We start from the raw sequence: 18,397 nt of genomic DNA, 5'->3' as shown, positions 1-18,397 counted from the left end.
GGCCAATATGAAGAATTATCTGGTCTTTCGCTTATACGGTGTACTTTCCAGTTGGGGCGTGGAAGCGGTCGGTGAAAGCCGGCCAACAGGCATTTATCCCACCCGTTCGGCTATTTTAGGGCTATTAGGTGCTGCACTGGGTATCCGGCGGGATGATGAATCCCGGCTTGCAGCATTGCAACAAAGTGTCAGAATCGCCATCAAACAGAGCGTTTCCGGTTCATTAATGCGGGATTACCATACAGCCCAGGTTCCCTCTCAAGAGAAAAAACAGACGCACCTGACCCGCAAAAGTGAGTTGAATGATAAATCTAAATTAAACACGGTACTGTCTTCACGAGATTATCGCACCGACGGTATGTGGGTTATCGCCATTTCATTGACTGAACAGGCCACTCTCACACTTTCCAACTTGCAAGATGCGCTGAAGAAACCCGTCTTTACGCTCAGTCTTGGGCGAAAATCCTGCCCGCTGGCTCTTCCAATGATGCCGCTACTGGCAGAATATCCGTCATTAAAATCCGCGCTTGATACCCCCTTTCCTCCCTTGACCCAATCAGAGAAAGCCGACCGCTATTGGCTGGGTTATCACGATGTGGTGAGCTACTTCTGGGAGGGAGATAAAAACGAGATCGAAATTCCTGATACCACAATACTGACTCATCAGCTCTGGGATGAGCCGCTATCACGCAGTCGCTGGCAATTTACACAGCGCACAATACATCAGGTATCAGTAATGGAGGGGACAAAAATGGGAGAAACAAATGTATCTGTCTAAAGTCACTTTGCGACCTTCTGTTTCTCATATACAACCACCGTCGCGACGGACAAAAAATGATGTCTATGCTTCCCACCAACTGTTGTGGCAACTGTTTACAGAGCAGAAAGAGCGCAATTTCCTTTTCAGGGAAGAGACGAATTTGAGCGGCAGGCCGGAGTTTTTGGTGTTATCCACGACCACACCGATAACCCATTCACCGCGCTTCCAGATTCAGACCAAGCCTTTTATGCCTAAGTTACATAACGGGCAAAAACTGGCGTTCAAACTCCGAGTTAATCCCACGGTCTGCCTCACAAATAAAGATTCAGGCAGACAGCGCCGTCATGATGTTTTGATGCACGCCAAACGCCAGGCAAAGGAAGCCGGTATCGGCGCTGATGAGATAGAATCCTTAATGACACAAGCCGCCCAAAACTGGATACAGGATGAGAAACGGCTTACCCAATGGGGTATCCGGTTTGATTTCCCGCCAGATATTGAGCGCTATACCCAACATCGCAGCTTTAAAGCGTCAGGCCAGAAAATGGAATTTTCCAGCGTGGATTTTCAGGGCGTACTCACCTTGTCAGATAGCGCGCTTTTTCTAGAGCAATACCGGAAAGGGTTTGGTAGGGCAAAATCATTTGGGTGTGGGTTAATGCTGATAAGGGCACTGTAACGTAAAGGTATAGTCATGGCATTCATTCCATTAAAACCCATTCCCATCAAAGACAGAAACTCAATGATCTTTATCGGAATGGGGCGTATTGACGTCAAAGATAATGCGTTCGTTGTGATCGATGAAGTCAACGGTGAACGCATGCACATTCCCGTCGGCTCCATCGCCTGCATTATGTTGGAGCCGGGCACTCGTATCAGCCATGCCGCAGTGAAACTGGCCTCAACAACCGGGACATTACTCATTTGGGTAGGAGAGGCGGGTGTCAGGCTCTATTCCGTCGGACAGCCGGGCGGTGCCCGTTCAGACCGATTACTTTATCAGGCAAAGCTGGCGCTGGATGAAGAGTTACGGCTAAAAGTTGTCCGCAAAATGTTTGAATTGCGCTTCGGTGAACCGGCTCCCCAAAAGCGGAATGTTGAACAGCTCAGAGGAATTGAGGGAGCCAGAGTCAGGAAGATCTATCAAATATTGGCAAAACAATATGGTGTAAAGTGGAACGGGCGCAACTACGATCATACGGATTGGGATAAAGGCGACCTCATCAATCGCTGTATCAGCGCAGCCACTTCTTGTCTGTATGGCGTAACCGAAGCCGCAATTCTGGCGGCTGGCTATGCTCCCGCCATTGGTTTTTTACATACAGGCAAACCCTTATCCTTTGTTTATGATATTGCGGATATTTTGAAGTTTGACACTGTCGTTCCCATTGCTTTTAAAGTTGCTGCGACGAATAGCATCGCGCCTGACAGGCAAGTCAGAATTGCCTGCCGCGAGAAATTCAGAACAGACAGAATCCTGAAACGTCTTATTCCATTAATTGAAGAAGTCCTTGCCGCGGGCGAAATATCGCCACCACCCCCTCCTGCTGATGCACAACCTCCCGCTATTCCCGAACCGATATCCATTGGTGATATTGGGCACAGGAGCCAATAACTATGAGTATGACGGTTGTTGTAACGGAGGCCGTTCCCCCACGATTACGAGGGCGTTTAGCCATTTGGTTACTGGAGATACGAGCCGGAGTTTATGTCGGGGATATCTCTCATAAGATTAGGGAGATGATTTGGGAACAAATCACTGAACTCACCGAAGATGGCAATGCCGTTATGGCTTGGCAAACGAATACTGAATCTGGATTTGATTTTCAGACAATAGGGGAAAACAGAAGGGAACCGATAGATTTTGATGGCCTGCGTTTAGTGAAATTTAAACCGCTTTCTGAGGATTAATTTAGAGGGATTAAAAGGCTATACAAAATGGTAGAATTTCCGTTTCTGATAAAGTTGTTCAAAAATATATTGTTATATTTAGGTGTTCCCCGTAAGTGCGGGGATAAACCGAGGTTCATGCCTCACGACTCATCCGCATCTGTGTGTTCCCCGTAAGTGCGGGGATAAACCGAATCTTGGATGTTTACGCCACTGAGTGATTAAGTGTTCCCCGTAAGTGCGGGGATAAACCGTTCATTTTCGATTTCCTAATTATTTTGCGTTTGTGTTCCCCGTAAGTGCGGGGATAAACCGCCAGAAAACGATTTGATGATAGGCTACATCATGTGTTCCCCGTAAGTGCGGGGATAAACCGGAGCACAACGATGATCAAACTCAGCAAAGAACGTGTTCCCCGTAAGTGCGGGGATAATCCGGGTATCTGAGGGCCTGTATTGAGTGCGCTGGTGTGTTCCCCGTAAATACGGGGATAAACTACTTACCAAAAAATCACACAACCGGAAACAGAATATAATGCGTTGAAAAACAAACTTAATCAGATTGTTGGTAATTCCGAAAAAATATGAGACAAAATTTTTTTAGGCAATGGGATTACTATGGACCTATAGGAAAATATAAAAATAAAACTTAATTTATCAATTAACCAACAATTGCCGTTTATCTTCACGCAGGGCATTCTCCGCCAGCATTTTAAACTCTTTCACTGTCCAATATTGTTTTGGGACAGGCAGGTTTTTCATCTCATTGGTTGACCATAACTGAAATTCAGCCAGTTTATCCAACGAAAAATGCTGATAGTGCTCAGGTAAAGAGAGACGTAACGCAAAGTTTTCTTTACCTGAAGGCATGAGTGGATAACGATTATCGTGGGTATCATAATTGCGGTGCAGCACTAAAAATTTTTCAGGAACGCGTTGATAACTGTTCCACCATAAGCCATCTACGCTATCAAACATCTCTTTTGTGCCTGACTTGGGATAAGCGCCCAGTTCATACAGAGTCGTCGGCAAGATACTTGCCATTGAGGTTGAAAACTGAGCCACAGAGGAAGCATGGCCTTCCAGAATCAGCGTTAGTGCCAGCCGTGCGCCTAACAGATTCGAATAGAGATCTTCCGGGGAAAAAGCCGAAATACTTTCTGAAAATCCCGGAACGGATTGATAGCCATACCATTGCGCGATTTCATGCCAGACTGCGAGTTGAAAAGCAAGTTTGGCCGCTAAATAGACGCTCAGGGTATAACGTTCAGCGGGATCTTCTGGCGGCGTAAAAGCAAAAAAGTGGATTTTACGCGCCGCAAGTTCATTATCCAGAGTTAATTCCCGTTCTTGTCCAAGATGGGCATAAATCTGGCTGAACAAATAGAGAGTATAGTCTGCGGTATCCCTGACATGGGAAATATCAATAAATCCGCCCTTATGTGTATAGAGCAGGCCAACCTTTTCATTGCTTACGCCTAACAACGCAGCACTGGCACCGATAACACTGTCATTGTAGTGATGCTCACCCAATTTTTCAGCTTCAACTATATTGTCGATGTCGTAAAAAGGAATGGGAATATTCCACAATTGGGCTTTAAGGTTATAACCAAAAACACAGCAGGCTCTCAAGCCTTCCGGCGGTTTAATCGGCGCTAATGCCGGCCAATCTTCCTGTGATTGTTCATCGGTATCGCTGGTAAGAACAGGTTTTACAGGCTCAACAGGTTGAGGGTTACTTTGGCATGCTATCAGCAGAAAACTGAGGCACAGTGTCATTAACAATCTCAAAACGCTTCCCCAACCTGAAAGTAGAACCCTGTACTGTCCTTACCGACACCAAAATCTAATCTGACATTCATACGTGGCTTAAACTCGAAACGATAACCAATACCCACGGAAGGCAGCCAGTGTTTGGTTCCTAATTTGGAAGGCGTATCTCCTAATGTCCCGGTTCCTATCCAGCCGACCACACCATGACGCCAGTCAAGCTTGTGCCTTAACTCCAGTTGTGTCGCAAAGATATTATTGTCACGATAACGGCCTTCATAATATCCACGCATTCGCTGACCATTGCCGAGCAGCGACAACTGGTTCCACGGCACATCACCTGCGCTGAAACGGGCATAATTATCAAAAGCCAGCACTGTCTTTTCAGATAACTGGTGATAGGTCGAGAACTGAAACTGTGTGGTATGGAAACGGTGATCGCCTCCCAACTCCGGGGAAAAATAGGTATAAATGATCTCAAACGCCTGCCCGTGCTGAGCATTGGGCAAAAAATCCCGCGTATCATAACTGAAGTAGGCACTTACACCAGAACTCATCACAGAACGGCCACCAACGGACTGATCAAAATACCGTTTTGCACCGCTATCTGGATTACTGGCATTGACGGATGAGAAATGCCAGCCTAATCCCATATAAGTGGCGTCAGTGACGCGATAGAGGAAGCGGGGACGAATATCAAATTCCTGAGAATGGTATTTCTCTTTATTACCGTTACTCTTACCGGCGCTATAGCCTTTGCCCCAATAGTAAGTCGGGGTGTTATTCAGCGTACCGGAAACAAATAACCGCCATTGATCGCTGGCAAGAAAATTGTAATTGGTAAAGTTCAGGCCAAATGCGCCGGTAGAGGAACCAAAACCGCTAAGCCCCAGAGAGGAAATCTGGCTGATATCGTCTGAGCTATCAGGGCGATACAAACCGACTACGGCAACACCAATTCCCATCCCCATTTCAGGGGTATAAAAAGGGCCGGGCAATACGCCCCAGTCGATTTTTTTGCGGGCATCAAAATGGTTGCTGCCCCCTAATTCGTTTAACCAACCATCAATTTTCTGCCGATCAGGCAAGATATCAGCGTGTGCTGATGAAACAGTAAAAGTAAGCAGGCTGGAAACAACCAGCCTTTTGAGTGTTACGAGGCCAAACATTAAAAGCGGAACTCACCAGAAATAAAGAAGCTGTTTCGGTTGCCGAAACCGACTTCTGACAGGATATTGAAATTACGGGTGATTTCGACGCGTGCACCAACAGTATTGTTCCATTTATGGGCAAGATGTTGTTCGACGTCGAATTTGATGTCTGTCATAGGCTTAATATGCTCAAATAATGCAAGCTCTGGTGGTAAATTAAGTCCACTCACATCGCCTTTAAAGCGTTGGGTAATATCCTGATACATAGCCCCGATCCAGACTTGAACCTTGGTATTTCCTTGTCCAGCTATTAAAGGTGAGAAAACAAATTCATAACCAACCCTTGGAGTAATAACTAGCGCACTAATATCTCCATCCAAAATATCCAGATTGGTACGGGTATAGTTAGCGTCTAATGTGGCAAAAAATTGGTTATAACCACCAGCAAGGGTTGCACCACCACCAAACGTTTTTCCTTTGAAACTCAGTTCAAAAGGTAGATTTTCCCACGCAGGTTCCCCCGGTAAAGACATTGGTAAATAAATGCTGTCCAGATTAGTTTTTGAAGTACCTTTGGTTTTACCATAAACACCATAGATGTTTAAGAAAGGTAACACCCAAGAATCCAATTTCAGCATATGAGTTTCGCTTCTTTCTCGGGTATCACCAGCATTAACAATAGTCTGGCTTTCCCAAGTCTTAAATAGTGGATTAGTAAATTGAAATTTAATACTATCCACCACAATATTTTGCCGCATATTCATATAACTGTAACTAGCACCAAACGGCTCAGGCAAATCATAGCCTTTTGCTCGTGCAGCATCGCCCCAAATTGGCAGAATACGAGATTCAGATTTGGCAGAGTGGGATAAGCTACCATCACTATTCGTTTTCGCAACGCCAGATTCTGACATGGTTAATGAGAAAAGTGGGCGATCACTATCAGCATAGCTGTATGAGGTTGCAAGACACAGAGTAGCGGCTAACAATTTTCTGGTGTTAGTTAAGTTCATAAGTAAACACGCGTCCTATTTTTGATAGTTAATTGTCTACAAAACAAACAATTAAGGATGGAAAGCCGCGTAGGTTATCATAAGTGTTTTTGACAAGCATTAACGAATTATGCTTGTCGATGGTATATCGCAAAATTCAGAATATTCGTTCGTTTTACCACCAAATTAAATGCGTTTTCTCCTCCTTATATCTTAATAAAACTAATCATTTAATATGAAGATAATTCCAAATATTAATTTTTTATTTTCGGTATATTTCAGTTGATTAAAATAATATGGACTACAGAAAATTTTTTATTCCTATTTATATACTGACTAAAGCAAAATAAATCACTATGACGATATTACTGATAAAACTTCTCTGGTATGTAGTGATTTTGTTTAATGAATAGTTATTTTTATGTGTTCTTATGTATAAGAAGTTAGCGTTATCCCTGTAATTATGGGGAGCACTTATTAGATGAGATCACAAAGACTCAATGAATGAGTGTGTAAAAAATTGGGATAAAATTCGTTCAAGTTTATAGAGGATTGGCAGGAAAAAATAGAAGGATAAATTTGTCTATTTTATAAGCTAGAAAAATGGTAGAATTTTCCATCTCTAAAAAGTATTTATAAAACAGATGGCTATATTTAGAGTGTTCCCCGTGGATACGGGGATAAACCGCCGTTATTCAAAACAATAGAAACAGTAAGGGTGTGTTCCCCGTGGATACGGGGATAAACCGGTAATAAAACGCCTCGAATGTAGATACCGCTGGTGTTCCCCGTGGATACGGGGATAAACCGAATGCCTGACGAGTTAAAGGAAGCTCTGACCGGTGTTCCCCGTGGATACGGGGATAAACCGTGGTGATGCGTCAGGAATGCGATGTGATCGCACGTGTTCCCCGTGGATACGGGGATAAACCGTTGTACTGGCAGGCACAACACACGGGCGGAGCGTGTTCCCCGTGGATACGGGGATAAACCGCTGACTGGACTATCTCAGAAATGGCTGGTGCAGTGTTCCCCGTGGATACGGGGATAAACCGTAAAAACACGCTTAGGGTATCGGTATAACGTGGTGTTCCCCGTGGATACGGGGATAAACCGCGACTACAGCAACGTGTTACCGCGATTATGCGGTGTTCCCCGTGGATACGGGGATAAACCGACGGCGCCACGTATTGCCGCAGCAACCTGATCGTGTTCCCCGTGGATACGGGGATAAACCGCCTTATTCACAAACTTCTTAAACAGCTTAATGGTGTTCCCCGTGGATACGGGGATAAACCGCCTGTTTTGTATCATACGCTGAATACAAATCAGTGTTCCCCGTGGATACGGGGATAAACCGCCTGTTTTGTATCATACGCTGAATACAAATCAGTGTTCCCCGTGGATACGGGGATAAACCGCCTGTTTTGTATCATACGCTGAATACAAATCAGTGTTCCCCGTGGATACGGGGATAAACCGCCTGTTTTGTATCATACGCTGAATACAAATCAGTGTTCCCCGTGGATACGGGGATAAACCGCCTGTTTTGTATCATACGCTGAATACAAATCAGTGTTCCCCGTGGATACGGGGATAAACCGCCTGTTTTGTATCATACGCTGAATACAAATCAGTGTTCCCCGTGGATACGGGGATAAACCACGCGCAACAAAGCCCTGCATCCACTCTGGGGCGTGTTCCCCGTGGATACGGGGATAAACCGTATAATTCTCGTTGGTCAGTCTGACATGTTTCGTGTTCCCCGTGGATACGGGGATAAACCGATCGTCAGAAAGATCCATTTCCACATATTTTGGTGTTCCCCGTGGATACGGGGATAAACCGCGAAATTGTAGTTCGCATACACTGCCATAAAAGTGTTCCCCGTGGATACGGGGATAAACCCATTACCACACCACAATCTTATTGTATGTGGCCGTGTTCCCCGTGGATACGGGGATAAACCTGCATACCCGACAACCCCGGCAGGCACGTGTTCCCCGTGGATACGGGGATAAACCGGCTGATGTGAGTTTAGTGACGTGCATAATTACGTGTTCCCCGTGGATACGGGGATAAACCGAAATGCGGATTGAGGTTACCGAACTGGCTCAGGTGTTCCCCGTGGATACGGGGATAAACCGTGATTGGGCATTACCGGCAATCGCTGGCATTAGTGTTCCCCGTGGATACGGGGATAAACCGCATTACCCAGATATCACGAATGACATGTTTGTGTGTTCCCCGTGGATACGGGGATAAACCGATACTTTTATAGTATCAAATATCACCATTATAGTGTTCCCCGTGGATACGGGGATAAACCGTGACAGTGCAGTTTGAGTTAAGTCGGATTGAAGTGTTCCCCGTGGATACGGGGATAAACCGTCCTCATTGGAGAGGTCATAGTAGATACCGGGGTGTTCCCCGTGGATACGGGGATAAACCGTAATATTTGCTGCTGCTGAACAGCGCCTAGCTGTGTTCCCCGTGGGTACGGGGATAAACCGCCCTGCAACCGCTCACACTCAACGGGCGTTAAGTGTTCCCCGTAGGTACGGGGATAAACCGTGAAATGGATATATTATCGTCTATCATTTTCTGTGTTCCCAGTGGGTACGGGGATAAACCGCCCCTCTGCCTACGGATGGGGCGCATTTACTGCGTGTTCCCCGTAGGTACGGGGATAAACCGATATCCGTTCCCAATCTGGCTGGATAATCACGGAGTTCCCCCGTAAATACGGGGATAACCCACTGTCGGGACTGGTTACTTACCTAATTCTCCCAATGCCCTACGTATTGGCGTATGCCGCTTAATCAGCTCTTGCAATACCTCTTTCAATAACTGACTCTTGCCATTGCCCAATGGCTCCAGCACACTTTTTTCATGGGATTCTGCTTCAGACAATAAGCTTTCTACCACTTGCAGACCTGCCTCTGTCAAATGTACCAAAGTGACGCGACGATCACCGCCACCGTTGGAAAAACGTGCTACGTACCCCTGCAATTCCAAACGCTGTAAAACGCGGGTAATGGTCGGTTGTTTACTGACCGTTTTTTGGGCCAAAAGGCTGATGCCGACCGGGCCACTTCCCGCCAACGTCGATAACACCCGCCATTCCAACACTGACAATCCCTGCGCTTCAACGGTATCATGAAATTCAGAGGAAACTAGCATCCATGCCTGCCCAAGCAAGGCAGGCAAGTAATTGTCAACAAACACTTTTGCATCTGGCATAAGTTGAACAACCCTTTTTATCTCAGGAGGTTTTTTGTTTTCCGATTCTAAAAGGTTCATCCATGAAAAACACGCCCACGACCGTGATTCAATCAATATTTTCCTGATAACAGTGAGCCAAATCTCGGAACGTATGTATCCAACCCAAGCTGTTTCAATATCATGTAGGTTGTCGCCACAGATGAGGAAATAACAGGCAATCCAATACGATCTTCGATCAGTGGCACCGAGGCTAGGGAAGGCATTTGTACGCAGGCAGAGGCCACCATCACATCTACATTGCTGTTGAGCCGTTTGGTAATTTCCAACGGTGCAAGGGGATCTTGTCGTCCGACATCAAGGTTATCGGGGATCTCCAATGAGATGCTATCAATAACTTCAATTCCCTCGCTCTCAATGTAATCAATAACCAGTTGAGTCAATGGCTTCATGTAAGGCGTCAATATTGAGATCCGTTTCGCTCCCAAAGCATGTAATCCATCCACCAGCGCCCCTGCACTGGTCACAACCGGAGCCGGATAACCGTTCTCTAATGTCCGCAAGTGAAGGCGTTTTTCAGAGATTCGGTGATATCCTTTACCCATGCTCATAATCGCCACCAAACAGGCATACCCTAGCACATCCACCGCAGCATCCGATAATTCAAGCGCACAGCGATCGCTATCCGCATCCATTGCCGCCAGCTCTTCTTTTGTGACGTTTTTCATTCTCATCCGACTGGCATGAAAGGTAAAACGCTCAGGGTTAACCGCTTCACGAGAACGCAGAATGGCCGGAATTTCCGTTTCCATTGTCGTATTTGAAGAAGGCACAATCTGCCCAACCCGAAAATAACGCTTCTCGTTCATGGCAGGTTCTCCTGTGAAGGATCCACCCAATCGGCATAGGTATTCAGATCAGTCTGCTCCAAAGGTAGATCTGTAAACTGGATCGGATTCATCGGGCGGCGGTTTACTTTGAGATCAAAAATATCAAACCGGTTGTAATGCCCCGTTATATCATGCATCTGACGAGGCTGGATGCAGCGATTCAGATCGATATCGGCATAGACAATCCCTTCTTCATCAATCAGGGAATCCCCCATCACACGGCCATCAGGCCCGATAATTCCCGTAAACGCACTATTAGGGCGTGCCAACAGTTCTTCGGCTTCAGGATGAGTGGCTGTCATCGCTTTTACGATTTCTTGTGAGATAGTGGAACAAGAAACGATGGTAAAAACTTTCCCTTCAAAGCAATGGGCTGCCGCCCGTAAGCGGATCGCCTCAGCCATATCATAATCCGGAGGTGCAACAGGCAAGGCAATATAGCTGGCAACGTGTACTAACTCTCCCTGAGACAATAAAGCAAAACGCGCCAATGTGTTGGTATTCTCTCCGCAAGCCAGCGTACCTAATGGGCCAATGCGGGTATCATGTACTTTTAGCGAAGAGGCGTCTCCGTTCGCCCACGTTAGTTTCTCTGCCCATGTCGGCACCAGTTTTCGATGGCGTCCCAAAATGTGGCCTTCATCAGAAATAGTCACCAATGTGTTATAGAGCGTCGCGATACCATTAGGGCTACGCTCATTCACGCCGACCACAACATTGATGTGATGGCGTGCCGCAGCCAGTGCGATTTTATGGATCTCCGGCCCCGGTACTTCAATGGCAGATTTGCACAGCTTTTCAAACCACGGGCTGCCCTGAACAGGGTTCATGACCCAGTTCCAATAAGGATAACCAGAAACAAATACCTCAGGAAAAGCCACCAGAGCAGCGCCATTGTCGGCGGCTTCACGGATCAGCCGACAAACAAGCTCAACCGTCGCTTCCGTATCCAGAAAGATGGGTGCAGCTTGTACCGCAGCCGCCTTGAATTTAGGGAGATTCAGCATATCAGGCTCCTGTATTTCCGTTCTTACACGGCGATAACGGAATGACGCAAATCACCAATCTTTTCAAGATGTGCTTCAACAACATCCCCCGGCCATAGCCACTCTTGTGGGTTGCGCCCTGCCCCGACACCTTCCGGGGTTCCTGTCGCGATAATATCCCCCGGTTCCAATGTGATGCCCTTGCTGATATCTGCAATCAGGGTGTTGACCTTGAATAACATATGGCGCGTATTGGAATCCTGTTTGGTGACTCCGTTAACTTTTAGGTTAAGCGCGAGATTTTGGGGATCGGGGATTTCATCCGCGGTAACAATGCAAGGGCCAAAAGGTGCATAAGTATCTTGCCCCTTGGAATAAATCCATTGTCCGGCGCGGCGACAATCACGGGCACTCATATCGATGATCAAGCTATAGCCGAATACATATTTCAGCGCTTCCGCTTCCGATACTCCCTTGGCGTGCGTTCCGATAATCACTGCCAGTTCCACTTCCCAATCCAATTGTTGGGTGATTTCACTGTTGTGTTCAATTGCATCACCCGGGCCAATTACCGTGGTTGGCGGCTTCGAAAAAATGACGGGTTCTTTTGGCAGATCTTTTGCCGTATCCAGAGTCCGGCTGGATTCAGCCACATGTTCAACATAATTCAGGCCAATACCAAAGATGTTTTTCCGTGGACGAGGAATCGGTGCCAGTATTTTCACATTCTGCAATGGCAGGGCCACGCCCACTGGCCATAAGCCTTTAAATGAGTCCAGCAACGCCGTTGCACTGCTCACGGCCAATGGGCCTAAATCGATAAAATCCAGCATGTTATCCGGCAATACGTTACCCACACAGGCTGCTAACTTTGCTAAATCCACCACATGGTTATCCGCAATTGCCCCTAATCGTGTGGCAGCCGTCACTTCAGTACGGTAAGTGATTAAACGCATCTTGATTTATCCTCCCACTCGTTGGTGCCCATCGTTATCAATCAGGGCTTCTTCATAATACAAGTGCAATACTTGTATGACCGGCAGGTCACTAAAACAGAACAAGCAAGCATCTTCTGTTTGTGAACTATTCACATGTTCGTGGAATGCCCATGAAGGAACGCAGAAAATATCCCGCTCCTGCCAATCGAACCGTTGGCCATCAATCACGGAATAACCCTGTCCTTTCGCTACCTGATAGATGAAACTGCCGGTATGCCGATGTGCTTTGCCAACGAAGCCCGGCCTTAACAACTGCATACTGGCACCGAGAGTCGGCATGACATGACCCCCTGTCAGCGGATTGGTGTAGTACATCAGAATGTCATCAAAAGGGGAACCTTCTGCAACACGGGCATAACGTTGCAAGGCCTCATAAGTTGCTCCCCATTGATATCTGAACAGCGGAGAATATGGCTTATTCCAACCGACATTTTGGGGACGCAAGGCTGGTGCTCCCCAAAGCCCAATAGAGGAATCCAGCGGTTCAGTCACAGCCTGACGTAAGTCAGGGTGTACCTTATAAAAACCTGCTTCCAGCACATTGACCAGCGGCATATCCAGACCGTCCTGCCAGATACACTGTGAACCATCAGAATCAACGCCGTGTTCGTGCCATGTCCCAGTGGGGGTTAAGACGAAATCATTCGCTTCCAGCAACATTTTCTGCCCATCGACAATAGTATAAGCGCCGTGTCCTTCCATGATGAAACGCAGGGCGGAAGAAGAGTGGGCATGGGCCGATGCGGCTTCGCCCGGTCGCATTGTCTGAAGACCGGAATAGAGCAACCCCACAGCGGAAGATAAACCTGATTTTTCAGAATTGTTCAGATAAACCACACGACGTCCCGCTTTTTCCGGTGTGACCAAATCAGCGGATTTAAGGACGAGTTCACGCAGGTCACAATAGCGCCACAGTACCGGAACCGACGCTGATTTCGGTTGCCACGGTTCAATTTTATTGGCGATTGTCCAGAGTGCCCCTGTCTTGTAAGTTTCCAACTCCTTGTAATACGCCAACAGTTCAGGACTATCAGCGACATTAGCACGGCCAGCAATATCTTCCCGGTATTGATCATGGGATTGAATATTTTCTTTTTGAGACATGGGATATCTCCTGTACGGATAAAGTCGAAAGTGACGGCAATTTGAAATTTATCGGGTATATCTCTGAGTTAACTAATGCTCCAATTGCCTTTTTCTATAATTTACTCTTCGCTATAAATTGCTCTTTGCCGTAAAGATAGGGTTTCGGCCAATCAATATTCCAGCCGTATCTGGCGCATTCATGTAGCAGCCAGGCAGCATTGGATAAGAATGGGCGTGATAAGGCACAGAGATCGGCGCGACCAGAAGCAATAATGCCGTTGATTTGATCTGCATCTGTAATCGCACCGACAGCAATAACCGGCACTTTGCCCTCATTACGAAGGCGATCAGCCATTGGGGTCTGGTACATTCTCCCGTAAATGGGCCGCTGTTCAGCGGAAACCTCACCTGTGGAGCAATCCACCATATCCACCCCCGCTTCACGAAAATATTGAGCAATCACGACCGCTTCATCAACGCTCGTTCCTCCCTCAACCCAATCGGTGGCAGAGATACGCACAGATATTGGTAATTCAGCAGGCCAGATCTCACGCACCGCCTTAAAAACAGCCAACGGGAAACGCAGCCGATTTTCCAGTGAACCCCCATATTCATCATCACGCTGATTAGTGAGCGGTGAAATAAAGCTGGAGAGTAAATAGCCATGGGCAGCCTGAATTTCCAGCCAGTCAAAACCCGCGTCAATAGCACGGCGCGTCGCCGCGACAAACTGTTCAATGATTTCACTCATCTGTGCTTTAGTGATAGCGGCAGGCACTTGTGAAACACCGGGAAGATAAGGGATGGCTGATGCCGAAACCAAGGGCCAGTTACCCTCAGACAAAGGATGATCGGATTGTTCCCATCCCAGTTGCGTTGATCCCCGGCGTCCTGCATGTCCCAGTTGGATCCCTATCAGGGCATCTGTGTTCTGATGAACAAAATCAGTGATCGTCTTCCATGCCTGTGCCTGTTGTTCATTCCACAACCCTGTGCAAGCGGGTGTTACGCGCGCCTGTGGTGAAATTGCTGTCATTTCAGCGATCACCAAACCCGCTCCCCCTAATGCCCGGCTACCCAGGTGAATCTGATGGAATTGCCCCGGCACACCATCCACTGCGTTATACAACAACGTAGGAGAAACGACGACGCGATTTTTCAGGATCACACCTCGTACTTTATAAGGTGTCAGCAACGGCGGGACTAAGGGAAATTCGTGATTAAGCTGTTGGGTAAACCAACGTTCATAATTTTCTAACCATGCTTTATCCCTTAATCGCAGGTTTTCATGGGAAATACGTTGTGAGCGGGTCAATAATGAATAAGCAAATTGTTCGGGTGGCAGACTTTTATAACGCGCCACATTTTCGAACCATTCCGTTGAGTTGCGCGCTGCGTTCTGGATCTTCAGCACTTCCACACTGCGTACTTTCTGATAATGTGACAAACCCGCAGGTAAATTCCCTTGATGGGCTTTCAGGCTGTTCGCCAGTTCAATCGCATCTTCCAGTGCCAGTTTCGTACCGGAACCAATGGAGAAATGGGCGGTATGGGCCGCATCCCCCATTAACACGATCGGGACATGTTTGCCGCTGTTCTCCTCCGGTTTGATCCAATGCACCCAATGAGTGCAAATAACCCGGGGAAAGCGTATCCAAATGGCCGCCCCACGCAAATGTGCCGCATTAGAAATTAATTCATGCCCATCCAACCACTGCGCGAATATCTTTTCACAGTATGCGATGCCCTCTTCCTGTGACATTTTGTCGATACCCGCAGCCAGCCACGCCTCTTCCGTCGTCTCAACAATAAAAGTCGATAGTCCTTCCTGAAATTGATAAGCGTGAACCTGAAACCAACCATGTTCTGTTTCGACAAACAGAAACGTAAAAGCATCAAATATCTTTCGGGTTCCTAGCCAGACAAAACGGCAATGGCGTTGGTCGATATCCGGCACAAACACTTCCGCGTAACGGGTACGGATCTGACTATTGATCCCATCAGAAGCAATCAGTAAATCTGCATGATATTGGCGGGCGATTTCCTGTTCATCTTCAACCTGAGTTTCGAATACTAATTCAACACCTAATTCCTGACAGCGATCTTGCAGAATATTCAGTAACCTTTTACGACCAATGCCAATAAATCCATGGCCGCCACTGCGGTTTAGTGTTCCTCTGAAGTAGATATCAATATCGTCCCAACGGCAGAATTCCCCGCCAATTGTTCTGGCTGAAACGGGATCGGCCATATTCAGGTTTTCCAGCGTTGCATCCGAAAACACAACACCCCAACCAAAAGTGTCATACGGGCGATTGCGCTCGATCACCACGACACGATTATCAGGATTTTGCAGCTTCATCAGCAGGCCGAAATATAATCCTGCCGGGCCACCGCCAATGCAGACTATATTTATGCTTTTGTTATTTATACTTTCGTTATTTATACCTTCGTTTATAGCTTTTATGCTCATGCTTCCTCTCCTGTCACACGATGCCCGTCACACAATGCCTGTCACGATACGATTACCCACGCGATTGGCCCGGTTAGGATATAAATTGGTTAAGGCATCTGTTCAGTTAACGCATAGTAAATCTCATCAGGTATGGGGATGGCCTGATGGGTATCCAGTGAAGTCGTGACGTAAGTCTGAGTAACACTCATCCGCAATTCTCCGCTTTTACTGATACAACGTTGCCGCAATTTCAATGATCTTTTGCCGATTTTCTCAACATTTAATTCCAGCCAGACCTGATCCCCTATTCTGCTGACAGCTTTAAATTCCGCCTCTAAATGAACCGTTGGCAGGCCAAAGCGATATTTAGCAATGTAATTGGCATACCCCATTGGTGTTAATTCATCGAACCAATCTTCCAGCAAGTTGTTGAACATCACGAAATACTGAGGATAAAAAACGATTCCCGCAGGATCACATTCAGCAAACCGGATTTTATGCGGTTGTATAAACCTGAGCAGGCTCATTGCAAATTCCTCCTTAATACCGTTATTTCAATAAACTGTGTTGTTTCAATATCGTATTGCTTCAATATAAAGAGAGTCGTTGTTGGCATTCGCGTAATCGGTTGCCATGTTCATCCGCCAACGCAGCTTCACGCAGTTGCCGCAAACTGGCAGGAGACAGGTGATTCAGATGCTGATCAACAATGTCCATCAGGGTTTGGAAATTGCGCAGTCCGCGGATGTAGGTATCACCATATCCTTTAATTAATCGCTGACATTGTGCAATTTCCAAAGCCAGCCCCGGATCGCGTTTTGCGGTTACCACTATTCGCTGTAACCAGCTTTCAATGCGTTTTGTTTCATGCTGAAAACGCAGGGTATGACGGCGCATTCGACGCCAACTCGCCAACGTATAAAACAGCAGGTATCCCCAAATTGAACTCGTAGTAATCACACGGCCACGACTGAGTAATTTCGCCAGCATTCGCTTAACGAAATGGGAACGAGACAACCAGCGACCAACACTGGCAGGTAAGGTATCGCATACTTCTTCCACTCTGGGATGCAGAAATTCATTGATCTCAACCAGTTGATCGTCACGTGCCTTTACGTCCTTACGAACCCGCTCGAACCGACTGGCACGGATCTTCAGATCTGCCACCCGAATGGTATCTTCATAAGCCATCCACAGCGCCAGATGACGGGCGGTTTCGTGCAATAATTGTTCATCATGCCTGATTGCCTGATTGATCAAATGTCGCAACCGATCGAGATACAAACTGGCATAAGCCGGATCTTGATAATCCATCAATCGTCTGATCCCTTCGATAGCAATATCTTGGATACAAGAAGGCAATTCTTGCCGGATACGCAGCAAAAGGTTATTCACGCTATTATTCTGTTGTACAGCAACCTGTTGATCAGACAGGTTACGTTTGAAAACGCGCTGACAGGAAGAATGTATTTTTTTGCGCATACTGGGCTTTGATGCGGTTTTTTTTCCTGTATTCAGCTCCGCAAACCTTTCCTCTGACTGTACCCGACTCATTCCCAGTCTAAAGGCTTGTAGACTCGGTTTTATTCCTACGCCCCCCTTGATGATCGCCTTCTCAAACTGGACGCGATTAAACGGCAGGATTTCCGTACCACAGAGTGCGCCAAATAACACTGCACTGATTACGCTGCCGCTCTTCTCAGCCATCAGCGCCATATCAAAATGAATAAAACGCAAAGCTGCCTGACGGGATTGCTGGATCAACACTCCGCTATCCACACGTCCATCCCCCATCGCTGATTTTTCCTCTATTGAGTACACCCGATGGCTCGAAGCAATCAACGTCGTGCGATCCGGCGTCACAAAACCGCGTTGAACCGCACGTGCGGCTTCCATCAATTCAGAAGCCAGCACGATATCCACATCACCCGCCGTTGGCATCAGCGCCAATACGGGAGCCGATATGTCAGGATCATCCGCGCCGGGAAACAGCTCGACATAGTAGATCGTTGCCCCGGTTCGCTGTGCTACGCCGGGTACTGAAGTTGTCTGAGCAAAATAGCCATTTTCTTCGCCCAAATTGACGATCCAATCAGCCAGTACGCCTCCCCCTTCTCCTCCCATCGCCAGGATCGCAATTTTGATCGGTTGAGCAAGCGGTACTTGATTAGATGAACCAGTGGATAATTTCATCAACA

General features: G+C 47.0%; 15 protein-coding genes and 2 CRISPR repeat arrays. Of the genes, 4 read left to right on the top strand and 11 right to left on the bottom strand.

Annotation, left to right across the window (positions count from 1 at the left end; all coding sequences use genetic code 11):
- Positions 1 to 7 precede the first annotated feature (7 nt).
- Genes cas5e through cas2e form a run of 4 tightly spaced genes read left to right on the top strand, consistent with a single transcriptional unit; the run spans position 8 to position 2,671 of the window.
- Positions 8 to 778 (top strand): type I-E CRISPR-associated protein Cas5/CasD, encoded by a 771-nt coding sequence (cas5e, locus tag Xenpb_RS00370; RefSeq protein WP_187652588.1) that lies wholly within the window; start codon positions 8 to 10, stop codon positions 776 to 778.
- Positions 765 to 1,439, top strand: coding sequence for a type I-E CRISPR-associated protein Cas6/Cse3/CasE (gene cas6e / locus Xenpb_RS00365; RefSeq protein WP_187652587.1), 675 nt, complete (start codon positions 765 to 767; stop codon positions 1,437 to 1,439). Before cas5e ends, cas6e begins: the two co-directional genes overlap by 14 nt.
- Positions 1,440 to 1,454: 15 nt before the next feature.
- A complete protein-coding gene (gene cas1e / locus Xenpb_RS00360) occupies positions 1,455 to 2,375 on the top strand; it encodes a type I-E CRISPR-associated endonuclease Cas1e (RefSeq protein WP_187652586.1) in 921 nt (306 codons plus the stop codon).
- A 2-nt stretch (positions 2,376 to 2,377) separates the two neighbouring features.
- A complete protein-coding gene (gene cas2e, locus Xenpb_RS00355; RefSeq protein ID WP_187652585.1) occupies positions 2,378 to 2,671 on the top strand; it encodes a type I-E CRISPR-associated endoribonuclease Cas2e in 294 nt (97 codons plus the stop codon).
- An 82-nt stretch (positions 2,672 to 2,753) separates the two neighbouring features.
- A CRISPR array of direct repeats spans positions 2,754 to 3,148; the repeat unit is 29 nt; unit sequence GTGTTCCCCGTAAGTGCGGGGATAAACCG.
- A 158-nt stretch (positions 3,149 to 3,306) separates the two neighbouring features.
- Here the strand turns inward: cas2e and Xenpb_RS00350 are convergent.
- The 11 genes from Xenpb_RS00350 to Xenpb_RS00300 form a co-directional block, all read right to left on the bottom strand.
- Positions 3,307 to 4,428, bottom strand: coding sequence for a DUF4056 domain-containing protein (locus tag Xenpb_RS00350; protein ID WP_187652830.1), 1,122 nt, complete (start codon positions 4,426 to 4,428; stop codon positions 3,307 to 3,309).
- Positions 4,429 to 4,436: 8 nt separating this feature from the next.
- Positions 4,437 to 5,588 (bottom strand): BamA/TamA family outer membrane protein, encoded by a 1,152-nt coding sequence (locus Xenpb_RS00345; protein WP_187652584.1) that lies wholly within the window; start codon positions 5,586 to 5,588, stop codon positions 4,437 to 4,439.
- Positions 5,588 to 6,583: a hypothetical protein gene (locus Xenpb_RS00340; protein ID WP_187652583.1), complete on the bottom strand. Its 996-nt coding sequence runs from the start codon at positions 6,581 to 6,583 to the stop codon at positions 5,588 to 5,590. Before Xenpb_RS00340 ends, Xenpb_RS00345 begins: the two co-directional genes overlap by 1 nt.
- 638 nt (positions 6,584 to 7,221) lie before the next feature.
- Positions 7,222 to 9,321: a CRISPR direct-repeat array (repeat unit 29 nt; unit sequence GTGTTCCCCGTGGATACGGGGATAAACCG).
- Positions 9,322 to 9,334: 13 nt separating this feature from the next.
- Positions 9,335 to 9,805: a MarR family winged helix-turn-helix transcriptional regulator gene (locus Xenpb_RS00335; RefSeq protein WP_187652582.1), complete on the bottom strand. Its 471-nt coding sequence runs from the start codon at positions 9,803 to 9,805 to the stop codon at positions 9,335 to 9,337.
- A 92-nt stretch (positions 9,806 to 9,897) separates the two neighbouring features.
- Entirely contained in the window at positions 9,898 to 10,653 is a 756-nt protein-coding gene (locus Xenpb_RS00330) for an Asp/Glu racemase (protein ID WP_304952529.1), read from the bottom strand.
- The gene (locus Xenpb_RS00325) at positions 10,650 to 11,681 is read right to left on the bottom strand and encodes a carbon-nitrogen hydrolase family protein (RefSeq protein ID WP_187652581.1); all 1,032 of its coding nucleotides are present in this window, start codon (positions 11,679 to 11,681) and stop codon (positions 10,650 to 10,652) included. The genes Xenpb_RS00330 and Xenpb_RS00325 overlap by 4 nt, the downstream gene beginning before the upstream one ends.
- A 23-nt stretch (positions 11,682 to 11,704) precedes the next feature.
- On the bottom strand, positions 11,705 to 12,616 hold the full coding sequence (locus Xenpb_RS00320) for a fumarylacetoacetate hydrolase family protein (RefSeq protein ID WP_187652580.1): 912 nt from the start codon (positions 12,614 to 12,616) through the stop codon (positions 11,705 to 11,707).
- Positions 12,617 to 12,622: 6 nt separating this feature from the next.
- Positions 12,623 to 13,762 (bottom strand): cupin domain-containing protein, encoded by a 1,140-nt coding sequence (locus Xenpb_RS00315; RefSeq protein WP_187652579.1) that lies wholly within the window; start codon positions 13,760 to 13,762, stop codon positions 12,623 to 12,625.
- A 94-nt stretch (positions 13,763 to 13,856) separates the two neighbouring features.
- Positions 13,857 to 16,217: a bifunctional salicylyl-CoA 5-hydroxylase/oxidoreductase gene (locus Xenpb_RS00310; RefSeq protein ID WP_222942828.1), complete on the bottom strand. Its 2,361-nt coding sequence runs from the start codon at positions 16,215 to 16,217 to the stop codon at positions 13,857 to 13,859.
- Positions 16,218 to 16,306: 89 nt separating this feature from the next.
- Positions 16,307 to 16,726, bottom strand: coding sequence for a thioesterase family protein (locus tag Xenpb_RS00305; protein ID WP_187652578.1), 420 nt, complete (start codon positions 16,724 to 16,726; stop codon positions 16,307 to 16,309).
- A gap of 61 nt (positions 16,727 to 16,787) precedes the next feature.
- Complete coding sequence (locus Xenpb_RS00300; RefSeq protein ID WP_187652577.1) at positions 16,788 to 18,392, bottom strand: indolepyruvate oxidoreductase subunit beta family protein; 1,605 nt, start codon at positions 18,390 to 18,392, stop codon at positions 16,788 to 16,790.
- Positions 18,393 to 18,397 lie beyond the last annotated feature (5 nt).

The sequence above is a fragment of the Xenorhabdus sp. PB62.4 genome, from assembly GCF_014467285.1.
GTDB lineage: Bacteria > Pseudomonadota > Gammaproteobacteria > Enterobacterales > Enterobacteriaceae > Xenorhabdus.
Note: the sequence above shows the minus strand (reverse complement) of the source record. Positions and strands in the feature narration are given on the sequence as shown.